The sequence below is a fragment of the Methanobrevibacter sp. genome, assembly GCF_017409525.1.
Lineage (GTDB): Archaea > Methanobacteriota > Methanobacteria > Methanobacteriales > Methanobacteriaceae > Methanocatella.
Map to the genome: position 1 here is coordinate 1 of NZ_JAFQSO010000012.1, position 19,171 is coordinate 19,171.

At 36.0% G+C, this 19,171-nt stretch carries 6 protein-coding genes; 5 read left to right on the forward strand and 1 reads right to left on the reverse strand.

Annotation, left to right across the window (positions count from 1 at the left end):
* Positions 1-10,821 (reverse strand): Ig-like domain repeat protein (locus IJE64_RS05680; RefSeq protein WP_292783275.1); only part of this gene is annotated, 10,821 nt, incomplete at its 3' end.
* An 875-nt stretch (positions 10,822-11,696) separates the two neighbouring features.
* On the opposite strand from IJE64_RS05680, the gene IJE64_RS05685 reads away from it, so the two are divergent.
* The 5 genes from IJE64_RS05685 to IJE64_RS05705 all read left to right on the forward strand — a co-directional run bounded on the left by IJE64_RS05685 (position 11,697) and on the right by IJE64_RS05705 (position 19,142).
* Positions 11,697-15,986: a right-handed parallel beta-helix repeat-containing protein gene (locus IJE64_RS05685; protein ID WP_292783277.1), complete on the forward strand. Its 4,290-nt coding sequence runs from the start codon at positions 11,697-11,699 to the stop codon at positions 15,984-15,986.
* 152 nt (positions 15,987-16,138) lie between these two features.
* Positions 16,139-16,591, forward strand: a complete 453-nt coding sequence (locus IJE64_RS05690) for a DUF308 domain-containing protein (protein WP_292783279.1) — start codon at positions 16,139-16,141, stop codon at positions 16,589-16,591.
* A 152-nt stretch (positions 16,592-16,743) separates the two neighbouring features.
* Entirely contained in the window at positions 16,744-17,412 is a 669-nt protein-coding gene (locus IJE64_RS05695; RefSeq protein ID WP_292783282.1) for a hypothetical protein, read from the forward strand.
* 73 nt (positions 17,413-17,485) lie between these two features.
* A complete protein-coding gene (locus IJE64_RS05700; protein WP_292783284.1) occupies positions 17,486-17,770 on the forward strand; it encodes a hypothetical protein in 285 nt (94 codons plus the stop codon).
* 133 nt (positions 17,771-17,903) lie between these two features.
* Entirely contained in the window at positions 17,904-19,142 is a 1,239-nt protein-coding gene (locus IJE64_RS05705) for a KamA family radical SAM protein (protein WP_292783287.1), read from the forward strand.
* Positions 19,143-19,171 lie beyond the last annotated feature (29 nt).

Genomic DNA, 19,171 nt, shown 5'->3' on the forward strand with positions numbered 1-19,171 from the left:
GTATGGTTCGAAGCTACCGTTTTCGTAGGTCACTCTGCTGTGGATCTTATCGTTGATAGCGAATTGGATTGTGACATTGCTGATTGGGTTGCCGTTTATGTCAAGCAACTCGGTAGCGTAGGTCATACCTGTTTCGCCAGCTTTCTTATCGATAGCGTAACCTTTAATGGTTATTGAGTTTCCTGTGATGTTGAATCTGGATTCGGTTCTAACGATTGCAGGGGAAATTCCTTTCAAGGTAACTGAGAAGGAGGTTGGAAGTATTCCTTCATTTCCTGCATATTTCAACTCAACGCTGCCTGTTGCATTTTCAATTGCGACAGCACCATTGGAATCTGTCATGGCATTGACTGTCATGCCACCCATAGTGTATGTTACATTTGCATTGGCAATTGGAACTCCATTAGCATCTTTTAGAACAGCTGTAATTACCTTATCACAGACAGTAATTTCACTAAATTCACTTGCAATAGGCACAACATGGGAAACAGTGAATTCCTTAACAGTGGAGTTTGCGTTAAAGTCATTATCACCAAGGTATTTGATTGAAGCTGCGTAATTGCCGTCAGGCAGTACTATGCTGTATTTTGCTTTGCCATCTTTTACGGTAATGTAGACAACTTCACCACCGATATCGAACTCGACAAATCCGCTAGCATTATAATCAACTTCTACATCGATAGTGGCAAGGCTTCCATCAACGCTAACATCAGCGAAAATGCTTGTGTTCTTCTTGATGTGATCAACAACGGCAAATTCTTTTGAAGTGGAATTTGCATTGAATTTTTCATCACCCATGTAAGTTACAATAACATTGTAGTCTCCTGCAGGCAGATTAGTATTGAATGTTGCCACACCATTGTTTACCACAAGATAAACCGCATTGCCATCGATATTGAACTCAATAAGACCACTGGCGGAACTGTCAACCTTAACTGTAATTGTCACATCATTTTCAACTGCATCCACATCTACTGAAATTGTAGTGTTTTTCAGCTTGACATCCTGCTTGATTACCGTAAATGAAACAGAAGTGCTTGCATTATTGAAGTTATCATCACCAAGATACACAACACTGGCATTGTAGGTTCCCGGAAGGAAATCATAACTGAATAATGCTTTTCCGTTTTCTACAGGAACAATGAATGTCTGACCTAAAACAGCAATGGTAACATAACCTGTAGCATTCTCATCAACTCCGACTTCAATGCTTACAGTTCTTTCATCAACTTCAGGAACAGCATTTATGAATGTATCCTTTTTGATGTGGCCTACAACTGTAAATTCTTCAACAGTACTGTTAGCATTAAATTGGTTATCACCCAAGTAGGTTATTAGAACTGTGTAGTCTCCAGCTATTAAAACATCGTCAAGAATCGCTTTTCCATCTTTGAGTGCTACATAAACAATGTATTCTTCAGCGCCTGTAACATCAAATTCCACAAATCCTGTGGCATTAGAATCAACATTAACAGTTATTGTTATATTGTTGTCAAATATTTCAATGTCTGCAGTGACACTTGTGTTTTTAAGAACATCAACTATTTCAAATGTGACATCAGTTGAATTAGGGTTGAATTCTTCATCACCTAGATATGTTACAGTCAAGGTGTAATTTCCCACCTGATTAACACCTAATTGCATAACTGCTGTACCATTGTCGATTTTAGCATACATTGTTTCATTTTCAATTGTAAATCCGACAAAACCAGTAGCATCCAGATCAACTTGAACTGTCACAACAACAATATGACCATCAATGACAACATCCGAAGTTATTGTTGTATTCAATTTGACATGGTCCCTGACTGTAAATTCTTTTGCGGTTGAATTAGGATTGAATCTGAAATCTCCCAGGTAGGTAGCAGTAACATTATAGTCACCACCAGCCAATACAACATCATATACCGCTTCACCATTGTTTACTGCAATGTAAACTGCATTGCCGTCAATTACAAACTCGACAAGACCAGTTGCTGACTCATTAACTTTAGCAATAATGCATACGTCATTTTCCATCGCACCAACAACAATCTCAATGCTGGTGTTTTCCAGAGTAACGTTCTGCTCAACTACAGTGAAGGAAACAATAGACATATTGCCGTTGAAGTTATCATCACCAAGATAGAATACCTTGCCCATGTAAGTTCCAGCAAGGAAATCAGCAACTAAAATCGCTTTACCATCATTAACTGGAGCATAATACTTTTTACCAGCAATGTTGAACTCAACAAAGCCAGTAGCAGAATATTCATTAAGCACAACAGTCACAGCAACTTCATATCCGTCAACAGCAACATTACAATTAATGGTAACATTCAACATTACATGACCTGAAACTGTGAAATATTCGACAATTGAATTTGAATTAAACATGTCATCGCCCATGTATGTTGCAACGACTGTGTAATCTCCAGTCGCAAGCACATCATTCATTACTGCAATGCCATTTATGACATCAGCATAAACAACATATTCTTCACCACCTGAAACTTCAAACTTAACGATACCAGTGGCATCGGAATCTACATTGACGGTGAATGTGACATTATTTTCAATGCTTGAAACATCCAATTCAACAGTAGTATTCTTCTTAGCGGCTTCAACAACAGTGAAAAGCACTCTAGTGCCGTTTTCATTATAATCATCATCGCCAAGATATGTCACTTCAACATTGTAGCTTCCAGCAGGCAATACATCAGTGTAAGTTGCCACTCCATTTTCAACTGCTATATACATGACTGATCCGGATTGCCTTAAGCTGACAAAGCCTGTAGCGTTTTCGTCAACATTGACTGTTATTGTTACCCTGTTACCGTTTACTTTAGCATCGGCACGGATTGGAGTGTCCTTTTTGACGTGGCCCTGTATAGTAAAGCTTTCTGAAGTGATGTTGGAGTTGAATATGTCATCTCCCATGTATGTTGCAACGACTGTGTAGTCACCAGGTGTAAGGAAGTCTTCCATTACTGCAACACCGTTTATGACATCAGCATAGACCGTGTAGTCTTCAGTACCTGAAACCACAAAGCGGACAATTCCAGTTGCATTTGAATTAACATTGACTACGAAAGTTGCATAATCTTCAACACTTGAAACATCCAATTCAATTGAAGTATTCTCTTTTACAGGATCTACAATGACAAATTCCAAAGAGGTACTGTTTTCATTATAGTTGTCATCACCAATGTATCTGACTGCAATGTTATAGCTTCCTGCAGACAAAGTATTACTCAATGAAGCAACACCATTTTCCAATGCTAAGTAAATGATGGAATCCCTGGATGTTAGTTCTACAAATCCTGTTGCGTTTGGATTCACATTAACGTTGATTGTTACGAGATATCCATTTATTTTCACATCAGCATTGATTGTAGTGTTCTGCTTTGTGTGTCCTTTAATAGTGAAGCTTTCAGAGGTTACATTGGCATTGTATTTATCATCACCCACATATGTCGCAATTACAGTGTAATCACCATCATCTAGAATATCTACAAGTATCGCTTTACCATCAATGACATCCGCATATACCATGTATTCTTCAGTTCCGGTTACTCTGAATTTGACAAGACCAGTAGCATCAGAATTAACCTCCACAGTATAAACGACATCATTTTCATAGGAAGAAACATCCAAACTAATTGGAGTGTTATCCTTTACAAGGTCAACAATTGTAAATGTTACTGCAGTGCTGTTTTCATTGTAGTTGTCATCACCGAGATATGTTAAATCCACATAGTAACTTCCGGCAGCCAAAGTGGTAACCAATGAACCAGTACCATCGGTTAATTCAATATTAGCAATTGTATCACCCAGTTTTACCCTAACAAATCCAGTAGCATCAGAATCAACATTAACAGTTATAGTCACATGATAACCATTAATATTGACATTGGCATCAATTGCAGTATCCTGCTTTACATGACCTTTGATTGTAAATGATTCTGCTGTAATATTAGTGTTGAACCTTGCATCGCCCATGTATGTCGCAATTACAGTATAATCACCAGCAACCAGAATGTCTTCAAGTATTGCTTTACCATTTATGACATCTACATATACTGTGTATTCTTCGGTTCCGGTCACTTCGAATTTGGCAATGCCAGTAGCGTCAGAATCAACATCCACAACATAAACAACATCATTTTCATCAATCACAACATTTAAATCAATGTCCGTATTTTCTTTTACAGGGTCTACAATGACAAATTCCAAACTGGTACTGTTTTCATTGTAGTCGTCATCTCCAATGTATCTGATTGCAAAGTTGTAGCTTCCTGCAGACAAAGTATTATTTACAGAAGCAACACCATTCTTTAATGCCAAATAAATGATGGAATCCTTAGTTGTCAGTTCTACAAATCCTGTTGCATTCGGATTCACATTAACACTGATTGTTGCGAGATATCCATTTATTTTCACATCAGCATTGATAGTAGTGTTTTTCTTTGTGTGTCCTTTAATAGTGAAGCTTTCAGAGGTTACATTGGCGTTGTATTTATCATCGCCAACATATGTCGCAATTACAGTGTAATCACCAGCAACCAAAGTGTCTACAAGTATCGCTTTACCATCAATGACATCAGCATATACCATGTACTCTTCAGTTCCAGTTACTCTGAATTTGACAAGACCAGTAGCATTAGAATTAACCTTTACAGTATAAACAACATCATTTTCATAGGAAGAAACATCTAAACTAATTGGAGTGTTCTCCTTTACAGGGTCAACAATTGTAAATGTTAATGCAGTGCTGTTTTCATTAAAGTCATCATCACCGAGATATGTTAAATCCACATAGTAACTTCCTGCGGCCAAACTGGTAACCAATGAACCAGCACCATCGGTTAATTCAATATTAGCAACTGTATCTGCCAATTTTACTCTAACAAATCCTGTAGCATTCTGATTTACATTAACAGTTATGGTTACACGATAACCGGTGATATTGACATCAGCATCAATGTTTGTGTTCTGTTTTTCGTGTCCTTTGATTGTGAATGTTTGTGTTGTGATGTTGGTGTTGAATCTGTCATCGCCCATGTATGTTGCGATTACGGTGTAGTCGCCGGCATCCAATATGTCATCCAAAACTGCCTTTCCGTTTATGACATCTGCATATACTGTGTATTCTTCAGTTCCAGTTACTTCGAATTTAACGATACCAGTAGCATCAGAATCAACATCCACAATATAAGTGACATCATTTTCATTGCTTATGACTTCTAAACTGATATCAGTACTCTCTTTTGCAGGATCAACAATAACAAATTCCAAAGACGTACTGCTTTCATTGTGGAGGTCATCCCCAAGGTATTTGATTTCTACATTGTAATTACCCACAGGCAATGTATTATTGAGGGATGCGCTGCCATTTTTCAATGCCAAATAACATGCGAAATCATCATATGCCAAATAGACAAATCCATCTACATTAGGATTTACATTAACGGTTATTGCTGCATGATAACCATCTATTTTCACGGTTGAATCGATTGCAGTATTGATTTTTAAAACATTTACATTAACTGTATCGTTGAATGCGGCAGTATAGTTTTCATTGCCTTGGTAGGTTACATTTATTGCATATTCCCCAATTTCCATACCTTTAAATCTGAAAGTTTCAGTTTTCACATCTTCGGTTAAGTTGAATTCAAATGTGTTATCTCCAATCTTTATTGTGAATTTGCCTGTTGCATCACTGGTCGCATTAACAATAACGTCACCAGGATAGACCACATCAGCTGTGACCACATTAATTGTCGGAGTGTATTTGACGAATATGTTTAGCGATTCGGTTGTTTGTGTGTGATTTTCATCCACAATGGTGGTAATGTTTAATGTGTAATCTCCGGATGTTAAATCATTGAGTTTTATTGCGGTTTGATTTTTTGTGATTTTACTGATTTCTGTTGCATTTTGGTAGAGCTTTGCAGTGAAATCATCTGAATTTACCAATTCGATTTCCACAATCACATTCCAATAGTCCAAATAGGTGACATTTTTAATTATAACATCTGAATCTGCCTTTAAAACATTGACTTTAACGCTATCATTAAACGCTTGTGTATAATTTTCAGTTTCATCATATGTTACATTTATAATGTATTCCTGTGCTTTTAAGCCACTGAATGTTAACTGTTTGACCTCATTTACTGTTAAGTTTATTTCTTCTGCAACATTTCCTATTTTAACTGTGTAATTTCCAGCCACATCACTTGTAACATTTACAGCAACATCGCCCGGATAGGTCACATCTTCTGTAACAACCATGATTGTCGGTGTCGCTTTATTTACAGTGAATGTTTTTGTATCATTGCTTGAAACGATGCTTCCATTTCCCATGTTTGTAACTGTTATGGTATATATGCCTGCTGTTAAATCAGGAGAAACGATATAATCTGAAGTTAAATTCTCAAAAACAATGCCTCCAGTTTCATTAGTTATTGTCACATTGATAATTGTAGGATTTATGACCTCATATTCAATTGTAATATTTCCATATGTGAATTCATCCTGTGTTGTTGTGATTGTAGTGCTGCTTGGCAGGAACACTTCACTTCTTGTAACGGATGAGGTTTCAAAACTTGCTTTCAATGACCCTTTAATTGCTTTTAAAAGGTAGTCCACTTCCGCATATCCGTTTTCACCTAAAATAATGCTGTCAGCCACTGTTAAGTTTTCATTGGTTAATGTAATGTTAATTTGTGGCATTTTGCAGTTTCCATCAGTAGTAATTTTGTTATTTTCAAATAGGTTGTTTAATGTGATGTTTGCAGTTCCCTCGTTCATTGTCATGTCTAAAACATACCAGTTATTGACATCCACATCATCATTTACATTAGCCAATTTTTGATTGAAATCTGTTATGTTATTTCCCCACCAGTTATAATCTGCATTAACATTACTGCTAAACCATGATCCCTTATGATAAATGATTGATTTTGCATTATCTTCAAAAAAGACACAGTAATTGACAGGAGTTGAATCTTCATCCGTGTATATGGCGCTTCCTTCATCTGATGCGGAATTGCTTATGAATACTGACTGGGATATTGTTCCGCCTTCAAAAGTAGCGTAAAGCGCTCCGCCGTCTTTTGCTTGGTTTTTGATGAATGTGGAGTTTCCAATACTGCTTTTCTTGGCAGCAATATACATTGCCCCTCCATTATTCTGAGCACTGTTTTTTGAGAATATGGAATTGTCAACGGCATGTTGTTCGTTTTTAGTGAATTTTCCTTCGAAGAAGTAGATTGCCCCTCCATCTTCGTTTGCGGTATTTCTGATGAAAGTTGAATCAATCACTTTACCGTAATCGTAATCCCAGTAGATTGCTCCTCCGCTTTTTGCAGTGTTGTTTTCAAAGGAGCTTGAATCAACAGTTCCGTAATTTGCATTCCAGAAGACTGCTCCACCACCATTTGTAGCAGTGTTGTTTGTTAATTCACAATCAGATAGTTTACCATACCGTTTATTCCAATAGACAGCTCCGCCATCTTTCGCGTTATTGAGTTTAAATTTGCTGCCAGTTACAACACCATCTACATCATTCCAAAAGACTGCACCGCCTTCACTGCCAGCATTATTGTTTTCAAATTCACAATCAGATATTTTACCGTTCTTTTTATCCCAGTAAACTGCTCCACCATCTCCGGTAGCAGTATTGTATCTTAAGGTACAGTTTTCTACTGCAGCATCAATAGCATAAACATATACTGCACCACCTGATTTTGCACGGTTATTGGTGAATGTTGTGTTGGTAACTGTCATGTTTTTGCCTTGGAGGTATAAAGCACCTCCATCTCCTGCGACATTACCTTTAAACAGTGAATCTTTTATTAATCCATTTTGTCCAGCCCATGTTATTGCTCCGTTTAGAGCCCCGGTGTTGTTTTCAAAGGTACAGTTGTCGACCACACCATCATGTCCGCTCCAGACAACAGGCCCGTCATATCCACCCACATCTTCATTGCCTCCATTTACAAGAATGAGATTTTTCAATGTTACTCTTTCACCGGATACTGTAAATATTAATGATTTGCCGAGGGCGTTTATGGTGTGTCCGTTACCGTCAATGGTTATATTTGTAGCCCTTATGGTAATTCCACCGACACTGTCAATGCCTTCTGTGAAAGTATAATCCCTGTCAAGGACAATGGTAGAATTGTCATCAGCAAGAGATATTAAATCATTCAACAAGTCGAACTCTCCTTTTTGAGTGAAATTAACAGTGTAATTAACGTTTTCATAACTTGCTGTTAAAAATGCAGGTTTGGAAAGCATATAAACTCTGATTTGGATTTCACCATCATCAACGAAATCAATGCTTCCCTGACTGCTTGACATGTTGACAAGATATAATCCAATACTTATGTCTGGTAAAGTGTATCCGCAATTCCTTATGACTCTTTTATTGACATTGTCATATACGTTGTTTAGGGAAACATTTGCATAGTCATACATAAGTGTCATGTTTAAGAAATACCAAGTATTGGCATCAAGATTGACCTTATATGGACTGTTGAAATTGTCTGCAGTATTTCCTAACCAGTTATAATCCAAGTAGCATTCATGAGGTTGGCTTTCAGCATAAATTTCATATTCTGATTCGGAATTGATAATAATATTGTTTGTAACATTCAGTTTATTCAAAGTCTTTTTGGCATGAATGATTTTGTCAGCATCATTTTGAATAAAAATTGAACCGTTGATTTCCACATTCGAAGTTGAATTCAAAAGAATTAAGCTTTCGCCACCAACGTTATTGACAAATTTGGCATTATTTAAAACGCAACCGCCTTCAACGTTTAGGATTGAAGTGTTGTTTGCGATATTGCCCAGGAAGTAGCAATCATTTAAAACACAAAAGTCCTCAATGTTTAGGATTGAAGTGTTGTTTGCGATATTGTCAATGAATTGGCAGTCATTGAATTCACAATTGCAGCTGATTATGATATTTTCACTGTTTTGTTCAAATGTACAATTGTTAAATGTGATTTTCTGAGCATTTATGGCGTTTATCGGAATGTTACAGTTGACAAAAGTAATGTTATTGAATGTAATGTTGGCGAAAGGATTATTTATTTTGAATGCTGTACGGTTATTTCCATTAATTACATGTCCATTACCGTTTATTGTCAGACTTTTATCAATTAAAATTCCTTCACTGCCAATGTGTGAATCTCCGGCTTCACTATATGAAAAATCATTCTCCAAGGTTAATGATTCTGTTGCCTGAGTAACATTTGATTGAAGCGCAGTAAATGAAACAGGAGATGTTTGATCAAATTTAAAAACATATTCATAACTCATAAACTTGAAAGTTATTTCCCCATTATGAATTGACTCATTGGGAGTATATTCAAAAGAATGTTTGTTTAGGTCAAAGCCTATCTTGTTTGTATTTAGAGTACCTGTTGTTGTTTCAATAGTGAACTCTCTTGAAGGGAAATTGAACCAAATCGGTAATGTTTGAACGTATGTGAAATGTCCTGTTATAACATAGGGAGAATCTACATTCTTAACATATTCAAGTTTTAATTTCATTTCATTATTTATATAAATTTCCCGCCACTCTTTATCTTTTTTAATGTCATGTCCGTTTGGGAACCAGCATTCAGTGAAACCTACGGCATAAAATGAGGTAAAAATGGAATCCCTTGCAAAAAATATACAACTGGCAAAGGTATCTTGATTATCGGTTGTTTTATAAGGATAATCATATGAGCGAAGGCAAAACTCCATATAAGCATCTTTTCCCACCTCGGCGGTGTTCTTATCGAAAACTGAATACTGTATTCTTGGGTAATATTCCCTGGCGAAAATTGCACCTCCATCATCCTCAGCGCTGTTTTCTAGAAAAACACAGTGAAATACACCATCATTACCGTTAACACGTGCATATGCATAGATTGCACCTCCATCAGTATCGGCATGATTTTTATAAAAATAACAGTTTATCATTTCATTATGACAACCATTTGTGTAAATTGCTCCACCATAGTCTCCCTGATTACTGATAAAAGTCGAATCCCTAACTACATTGCTTCTTGAATATAACTCCCATGGATCGCCATCATGTTCTGTGAAATAAATGGCTCCCCCATAGTCTTTGGCTTTATTATTTTCAAAATAACAATTTCTGATGGTTGACTCTCGTACATCAAATTCTATAGCGCCACCATGGTCATCGGCGGCATTATTGGTGAATCTGCAATTTAGTATATTTGTTCTAACATATTCAGCATATATTGCACCACCGTCATCAGCATGGTTATTGTCAAAAGTACAATCAACAATATCTAATGTAGCTTCATTCCCTCGTTCACTTACACATCTTATTGCACCCCCACTGGTCCAGGTGACATCACCATTTTTAAAAGTAATGTTATTCAAGAACACATGTTTTTGCTTACCTAATTCTATATCAAAAATACGGTCTTTACCTTGCCCATCAAGATAATGGCCGTTTCCAACAATTGTAATGCTTTTAGAAAATTCAACGGTAGTAGTATCCTTATAAGCATAATCTTTATCCAAATAAATTGTAGAACCCTCTTCAGCACCGTTAATTAAGTCCTGCAAATCTTTAAAGCTGCCTTCATCGGCACTTAATTTGTCGCCGTCAGCAGCTGTCAAAATACTGTTGTTTTCATCAATCTGATTTTCGGTTGATTTTAAAACATCAACGCTTTCTATTGTCTGTTCGTTCGTAAGTTCGCAGATTGTACCTGTATCGTTTACCTCATTTGCGGCAGCCGTTGCCAACGAGAAAAACATGACAAGCAAAATTGCTGAAATTACCAAAATTTTGTTTTTCATGAATCAAAAACCTCATTTTTTTCAAATTTTAAAATATTTTCAATATAATATCTATTTTATTACTCATAGAATATAACAATTTTGAAAAATGACTAAGACTGTCAAAATTTATCTTAAAATATATATTATTCAATCATTTAATTTTTTAGGGCATTATCTGATTGGATGCTCATCTATAGTTATGAATTTCTTTTTTGTGTTTTTTAAGCATAGTCTTGCACATATAACATTCTATTCAGCCGTTTTGGTATTTTTCTAATTTTCTTTTGCATGTTTTTTCATGAAAAAAGAGAATGAATTTGTTTCTTGGGAAAAATTAACTGAAGATAATTGATTAGCATATCGTAATGCTTTTTAAAAAGAGTTAAGATGTAGACATTCCACCTGATAACAGTTACTATTAAAAAATCTGTTCTTAAAAAGCTTAAAGCAGATAAAATACCTACAATAATGTTCATGGCAAATACATGATTAATTATAATTAATTTATAATCTCGTGTAATATATATTTATCAAATCTATTTCATTTTTTTGCATTTTAAACCATTATTTTTCTAAAAATAGTTATATATAAATATATTCGTTGATAAATTATTAAATATATTTCATATTTTTTAAATAAAAAATCACTATTTTGTAATATGAGGGTTATTATGAAAAAGATAATACTAATTTTAACGTTAATTCTTTTAGCATTTTTCAGTATGGCCAGTGTATGTGCGGAAAATGTGAATGATACTGTGATATCCAATCAAGACGATTCATAAATTGAATTAACTGCAATAAAGGATAATATAGAATCAAATATTGATGAAAATCAAGCTATTGGAGAAAATAATGTAATTGACGAAGAGGATAATGGAACATTTACTGCATTGCAAGAAAAGATTGACAAAGCGGAAAATAATTCCACAATAATATTTGCAAATGATTATGCTTATGATAATGGATTTACAGCAAATGGAATTTTAATTAACAAAAGTTTAACAATTGACGGAAAAGGTTATATCATTAACGCTAACCACCAATCAAGAATATTTAATATTACAGCAGCCAATGTTACTTTGAAGAATATCAATTTCATTAACGGTAATGCATCTTATGGAGGGGCTATAATTTGGAACAATGCCGATAATGGAAAAATTACCGATTGCCTATTTGAGAATAACGAAGCTCATGATGGTGGGGCCGTATTTTGGGATAGTGGAACCGAAGGAAGAATAATTGGGTCTACATTCATAAGTAATAATGTAATTTGGAGAGGTGGAGCAATACAGATAGTCAATGCAAGCATTTGTGAAATCAAGGATTGTACGTTTGATAATAATAGTGCTAATAGGTCTGCTGGAGCGATATATGTAAATAACTGTAGTTGTGTCTCCATAGACAATTCAATATTTGAAAACAATGAGGTTAATTACTCCGGTGGAGCCATATATTTCGATGGTGACAATGGTGTAATTTCCAATTCAAATTTCACAAACAATAAAGCTCGCTATAATGGTGCTACATGTATGAATGGTGAAAATGGAAATGTAGTCAACTGTGTATTCACTGACAATTTTGCAACGGAAAGTGCAGGAGCACTGGGATGGGAGAGAAAAGGAAATGGAATCATTGAAAAGTGCACATTCACAGGTAACGCTGCACCAATAGGTGGTGCCGTATATCAAAACAGTGCAATCAACGTTTCCATAATAAACTCAATATTTGAAAGCAACACTGCAAGCAAAGATGGTGGGGCCGTATTCTGGGATAATGGAACCGAAGGAAGAATAATTGGATCCACATTTAAAAGCAATAATGCATCTTACGGTGGAGCCATTACTTGTGAAAACGAAAATCTAACAATTACAAACTGTAATTTTATGGATAACATCGCTTCCCGTCATGGTGGTGCAATTTTCTTTAATAATACTGGTACTGTAGAAAATTGTAATTTTACCTATAACAATGCAACCAAAGGTAATGGAGGTGCCGTTTGGATTAGATCAGGCAGTTTTGAAAATTGTTACTTTACCGATAACAATGCTTCCAATAGAGGTGGAGCAGTATACATTTTTGATGACGGCAATGTAACAAATTGTAATTTTGATGAAAACGTAGCTTCTGGCCGTGGCGGGGCACTTTACTTCTATACCGGAGGCAATGTAGAGAACTGTAATTTCACTGAAAACACCGCTTCCGACGATGGAGGTGCAGTCTACATCCATGATGAGTCAAGACTAATAAACTGTAATTTTGTCAATAACACAGCTTCCGATGGAGGTGCAGTTTACATTAATAGCAATGCTATTGTGGAAAATTGTGATTTTACTGATAATGTTGTAAACGATGGTAATGGCGGTGCAGTCTGGATTGGATCAGGCAGTTTTGAAAATTGTTACTTTACCGACAACAGAGCTTCCAATAGAGGTGGAGCAATTTACATTTTTGATGACGGCAATGTAACAAATTGTAATTTTGATGAAAACGTAGCTTCTGGCCGTGGCGGGGCACTTTACTTCTATACCGGAGGCAATGTAGAGAACTGTAATTTCACTGAAAACACCGCTTCCAACGATGGGGGTGCAATTTACTTCTATGACAAGTCAACAGTAACAAATTGTAATTTTATTGATAATGTTGCTTCTGGATGGGGCGGTGCTATAAGGATGCATTCCGGCAGTGTTGAAAATTGTGATTTCATTGACAACATTGCTTCTAATAACGGTGGTGCCATTTGCTTTAATGGTGATAGTAGCGTAATTAATTGTGAATTCTACGAAAACTGTGCAGACTATGGTGGAGCAATATGGAGTACAAACAATACCCTCGTAACCAATAGTAAATTCAATAAGAATACTGCCATAAGCGGAGGAGCAATTTATTCAAATAATGACGTGACTATTGAAAATTGCCAATTCAGCCAGAATGATGCCGACCATGGCGGAGCAATATTCACTTATTCCGGTGCAAATGTGACCGACTGTGAATTCATCGGAAATGGTGCAGACAACGGCGGAGCAATAGCTGCAATAACAGAACTGTATGTAAATAAAAGCGGATTCTTTGCAAATGAGGGTGATAATGGTGGTGCGATTTTTGCTGTTAACAATACTGTCATCGAAGATTGTGTATTCTACGATAACCATGCAGAATATGGTGGTGCGGTTTACCTTGTTCAAGATGGAACTGTAAACGGCAGCAGTTTCTCACTAAATGCGGCCGATTACGGTGGAGCAGTCTACAGTAACTCCACATTGTCAGTGGCAGACTCCAAGTTCATAAACAATAATGCTATAACCGGAGGAGCAATCTATGCCAATGAAGGCGAGTCAACCATATCAAATTCCACATTCAGCTACAATGAGGCATACGAGGGCGGTGCAATCTACAACAACGGTAGCAGTTCAACTATAATTGGATCCGGATTTGCATACAACACTGCTAAATATGGTGGAGCAATCTACAATGGTGCAGAGGATGCATTTATAAAAGGCACTACTTTCACAGCTAACAATGCAGAACATGGTGGAGCAATCTACAATATGGAATATATCGATATTTCAAACTCCAAATTTGAAAACAACACTGCGAAATACGGAGGTGCAATAGATAGCTATGACATTGGACTAGATATAAGAAACACAGACTTCACAAACAACACTGCTGCAGTATATGGTGGAGCAATCTACAATGAGAACTCCGAAATAGACATAGCATACTCCAACTTCACAAACAACACTGCAGAATATGGTGGAGCAATCGAAAACAGGTATTACATAACTATGGATAATTGCAGACTGGAAAACAACAACGCAAGACAGGGTGGAGCAATCGACAATGATTTAGGTGAAACAACCATAGAAAACACAGAGTTTACACAGAACACCGCAGGATATGGTGGAGCAATCTATAATGACAATGGTAAAACAACCATTAAAAACACAGAGTTTACACAAAACACCGCAGGATATGGTGGAGCAGTCAGAGTTTATGAGGGTGAAATAAGTATAGAAAACGCAGACTTCACAAACAATAGTGCTGCAGTATATGGTGGAGCAATCGACAATGATTTTGGTGAAGCAACCATAGAAAACGCAGACTTCACACAAAACACTGCAAGATATGGTGGAGCAATCAGCAATGATGGAAAAGCAACCATAAACGGTTCCAAATTCACTGCCAACAATGCAACTGAGGGTAATGCAATTCAAACCGAAACCGACATTTCAATCAGCAATTCCGAATTCATCAGCAATGGCGAAGATTGCATAGATGTTGGAGGTGGTGCCAAAATAACTTTAAATAACATTTCAAGTGATGTTCAATTGGTAAACGATGCAATAAGCATGAAAATCCTTGAAGCTGAAGATGTCATTTACGGCAATGACGTCAACATTAAAGTTCAGGTAAAAAGCAGTGCCATCGATCCAGTAAACAGTGGCAAAGTTGTTGTTAAAATCAATAATGTTGAATATAGCGTTGATGTAAAAGATGGAATCGCAACACTTGTTATTTCTAAATTAGATGCTGGAACCTACAATGCCAATGTCACATACATTGACAATGAGGGCATGTCACGAGCAGAGATTCCTGTCAATTTCACTGTCAATATAAAAAATATCAAAATTTATGCAAATTCCGCATCATATGTCATTAACTATGGCGGAACATACAGTGCAGATTTCATAAATGTAAATGACAACGATACAGTGACATTTACACTAAACGGCAAAAACATTGGAACATCAACTATCATAAATGGAGCTGCTTCAATAAAATTGACTGTAAATATCTTAAAAACCGCAAAAGCCGGTCAAAAGAACATGGTAATTACAATTGAAAACAGCAATTACTCTCCAACAAGTAAAACTGTCAAAATTACCATCAATAAGGAGAAAACAAAAATAACCGCTAAAGCAAAAAAATTCAAAAGAACAACAAAAACCAAAAAATACACAATAACCCTGAAAAACAGCAAAGGAAAAGCAGTTAAAAAAGTAAAAGTTTACTTAAAAGTTAAGGGTAAAACATACGCTGCTAAAACCAACAGCAAAGGTAAAGCAACATTTAAAATTACCAAATTAACTAAAAAAGGAACTTACAAAGCAGTCATCAAATATAAAGGAAACGGCTACTACAACAAAGTAACCAAAAACATTAAAATTAAAATAATGTAGGTGCAACACGCATCTACTCCCCTTCTTTTATTAGTGTAGCAATAATTAAATAGTCTAAAAAAGATATTTAAATGTAAAGAGCGTATTGCTTTTTGAATTTTTATATTTTTCACTTGAAAAAGTGGATATAACAAATTTTAGGAGGAGAAAATATGGAGTCAAATCAAATATCTGGAATATTGTCTGTAATTTTAGGATTAATCTTTATAATTTGCCCTATTTTTGGTGTTGCAGCAGTGTCTGTTCTTATTGGAGTAAGCTTAATATTCTTAGGTTTAATACTTATTCTAAGTGGATTTAGAGCACTTAATGTCATTATTGGAATTTTAGCCATTGTAGTTGGGTTAGTATTCGTATTTAACATTGCCGCATTGTCATTCCTTATAGGATTGCAATTCTATGTTATCGGTATCCTATTAATCTTGGCAGGTATTGCCGGTCTTATTTCAGATTCAGAAATGCCCAAATTTGCTTCAGTTGTGGTTTTAATCCTTGGTTTAATATCAATTGCTTTTGGAGCATTTTCATTTGGCAATCCAATGTTTGTTGCTATTCTTATAGGTGTGGCTTTAGTCATCGAGGGAATAGGATTATATCTACAATAGGGATCTAATAAGCAATCTTCGGATTGCTTTTATTTATATTTTTAAAGTTTTTCATTGAATTTTTTTATTTTAAATCTACTTTTTATTTGATATTTTTTAGGCAATTTTATATTAAACTTGTTATAAAAATATGTTCAACCAAGGTGATTAAATTGGACAGAAACAAGAAAATCATAATTGTCATATTGCTTATAATTTTAGTTATTCTAGTTTTATTTGTCGGATATGCATGGTTAAATAAGAATGTGGAATACAGAACAATCTATTTGAGCAACGCCACAACAATTGAAGTTCCTGCATCTGATGAAGCGAATTTTGTTGAGGATGATTTGGGAATCAAATACTACCAGGATCCCAAATATGATGTAAGCATCATCAGTTGGAACAGCCAGGAAGAGCTGTCTATTACGGGGGCTGTGGATGTTTCCGCTCAATTTGAAAAGCAGAAGGGAGGAAACACTCCAACAGTGGAGGATGGCGTTCCTATATATTATAACCCTGATACTGGCATGTATTGTATTGAAACTGGAAACGACACCACACACGACAACATATTGATAATGTGCAAGGACAAGGACATTGCTTTGAAGATGTATCATTCCATAAAATATGGGGTTTCAAGCATTAACAATGATGACGGACCTACCTTAACTCCAACACCGACCAATACGTCACAAATCGATGATTCGGAAGATTTGGATTATGATGACTATGACTACAATGATTACGACTATGATGATGATCATTCCAATAGTAATCACAATAATAATCCCGGCACTTCTGACGATTCAAATCCTAATGTTGAAACGACGACGGGATAGATGATTATAGCAAAAAATATTTCACAAAGAATACATAAAAGAAATTTAGATGATTTTAAAGGGGGATAAAAACATGTTTGAATGTCCAAATTGCGAATATGAAGTTGATGAGAATAATCTTGAATATGAATGTCCCTACTGCGGGGAATATGATGAGCTGTACGCTTTTGTGAGATGTGAAAACTGTGAAACCCTTTTTACAGAAAGTGGGGATTATTGGGAATGCGAAAATTGCCACAATGAAGGCATAAGCAAGCCAAAACCCAGATTCATAGATTATGATGACTATGATGATGACTACTGCGATGACGGAATTCCCGATGTCAACCAGGGTTGGCTTGGAGAAAACTACGGCTAGAGCATTATCATGTTATAAAAATGAAGATATTAGTTTTCAATTAAATTCAAATGTGGCCAATGCACCCCTCAACAAAAAATATATTATATAGATTAACAATAATATAATATATAAACTATAATAATATTACAAGATGAGGTATGATAATATAGACATCAATAGAGAAAAATCTTTAATCCGCTCAAATGAACTTGATGAAATAGCTATTGATGATATTGAACACAAATCAAAAGTTAGAACAGGATTCAGTGAATTTTCCAGAAAGATATATGATGATACAAAAAGCAAAATCCTAAAGGAATTGGATGCAACCGAAGAGGACTGGAACGATCCCAAATGGCAAATGAAAAATCGTATCAGCACTGTTGATGAAATCACAAAATACACAGACCTTACCGAAGAGGAATATGAGAACATAAAAAAGGTAAGTGAAGAGTACAGGTTTGCAATAACCCCTTATTATTTTTCACTGATTGATTTCAATAATCCCAATTGCCCAATAAGATTACAGTCTTTTCCAGACATAAGGGAATTGGATGAAGGCGGAATATTGGACCCGATGAATGAGGAACAGTCCAACCCGTCAGGAAGGATAACCAGAAGATATCCAAACAAGCTAATCATTAATGTTACAAATGCATGTCCTATGTACTGCAGGCACTGCCAACGCCGCAGGCTGATAGGCAAATCCGATAAGAACACTCCTAAGGAAGACATTGACGAGTCAATCGAATTCATAAAAAACAATGAGGCAATCAGGGAAGTGCTGGTTACAGGCGGAGATGCATTAATGTTGAGCAACAGTCAACTGGAAAGGATATTCCACAAATTGTCCCAGATAAGCCATGTTGAGGTAATAAGGGTAGGTACAAGAACATTGGCAACGCTCCCATATAGAATAGATGAGGAATTGGCCGTCCTTCTTAGAAAATACAGGGTTCAGCTGGCCACTCAATTCAATCATGCCTGTGAAATCACTCCTGAGGCAGTTAAGGCAATTGACATGCTTGTGGACGAGGGGGTTCTTGTCAGAAACCAGATGGTTCTGTTGCATAATGTGAATGATGACAAGTACTGCATTCAAAAGACAAATGAGGAATTGCAGAAATATCGCGTAATTACATATTATCTCTTCCACCCTAAAGACGTGAAAGGCATCAAACACTTCCAGGTTGACATTTCCAAGGGACTGGAGGTCATGAAACATTTGGAAGGAAGAACAAGCGGAATGTGCAAGCCGACATATGTATACAATTCACCTAACGGGCTTGGAAAAGTGCCTTTGGTTCCAATGCAAAATATCGAAAACGAGGAAAAGGGCTATAAGTTCACAACATGGGAAAACAGGACATTCATACAGTATTTCAAATGATTTAATAGTGAATGAACTTCCCATATAAT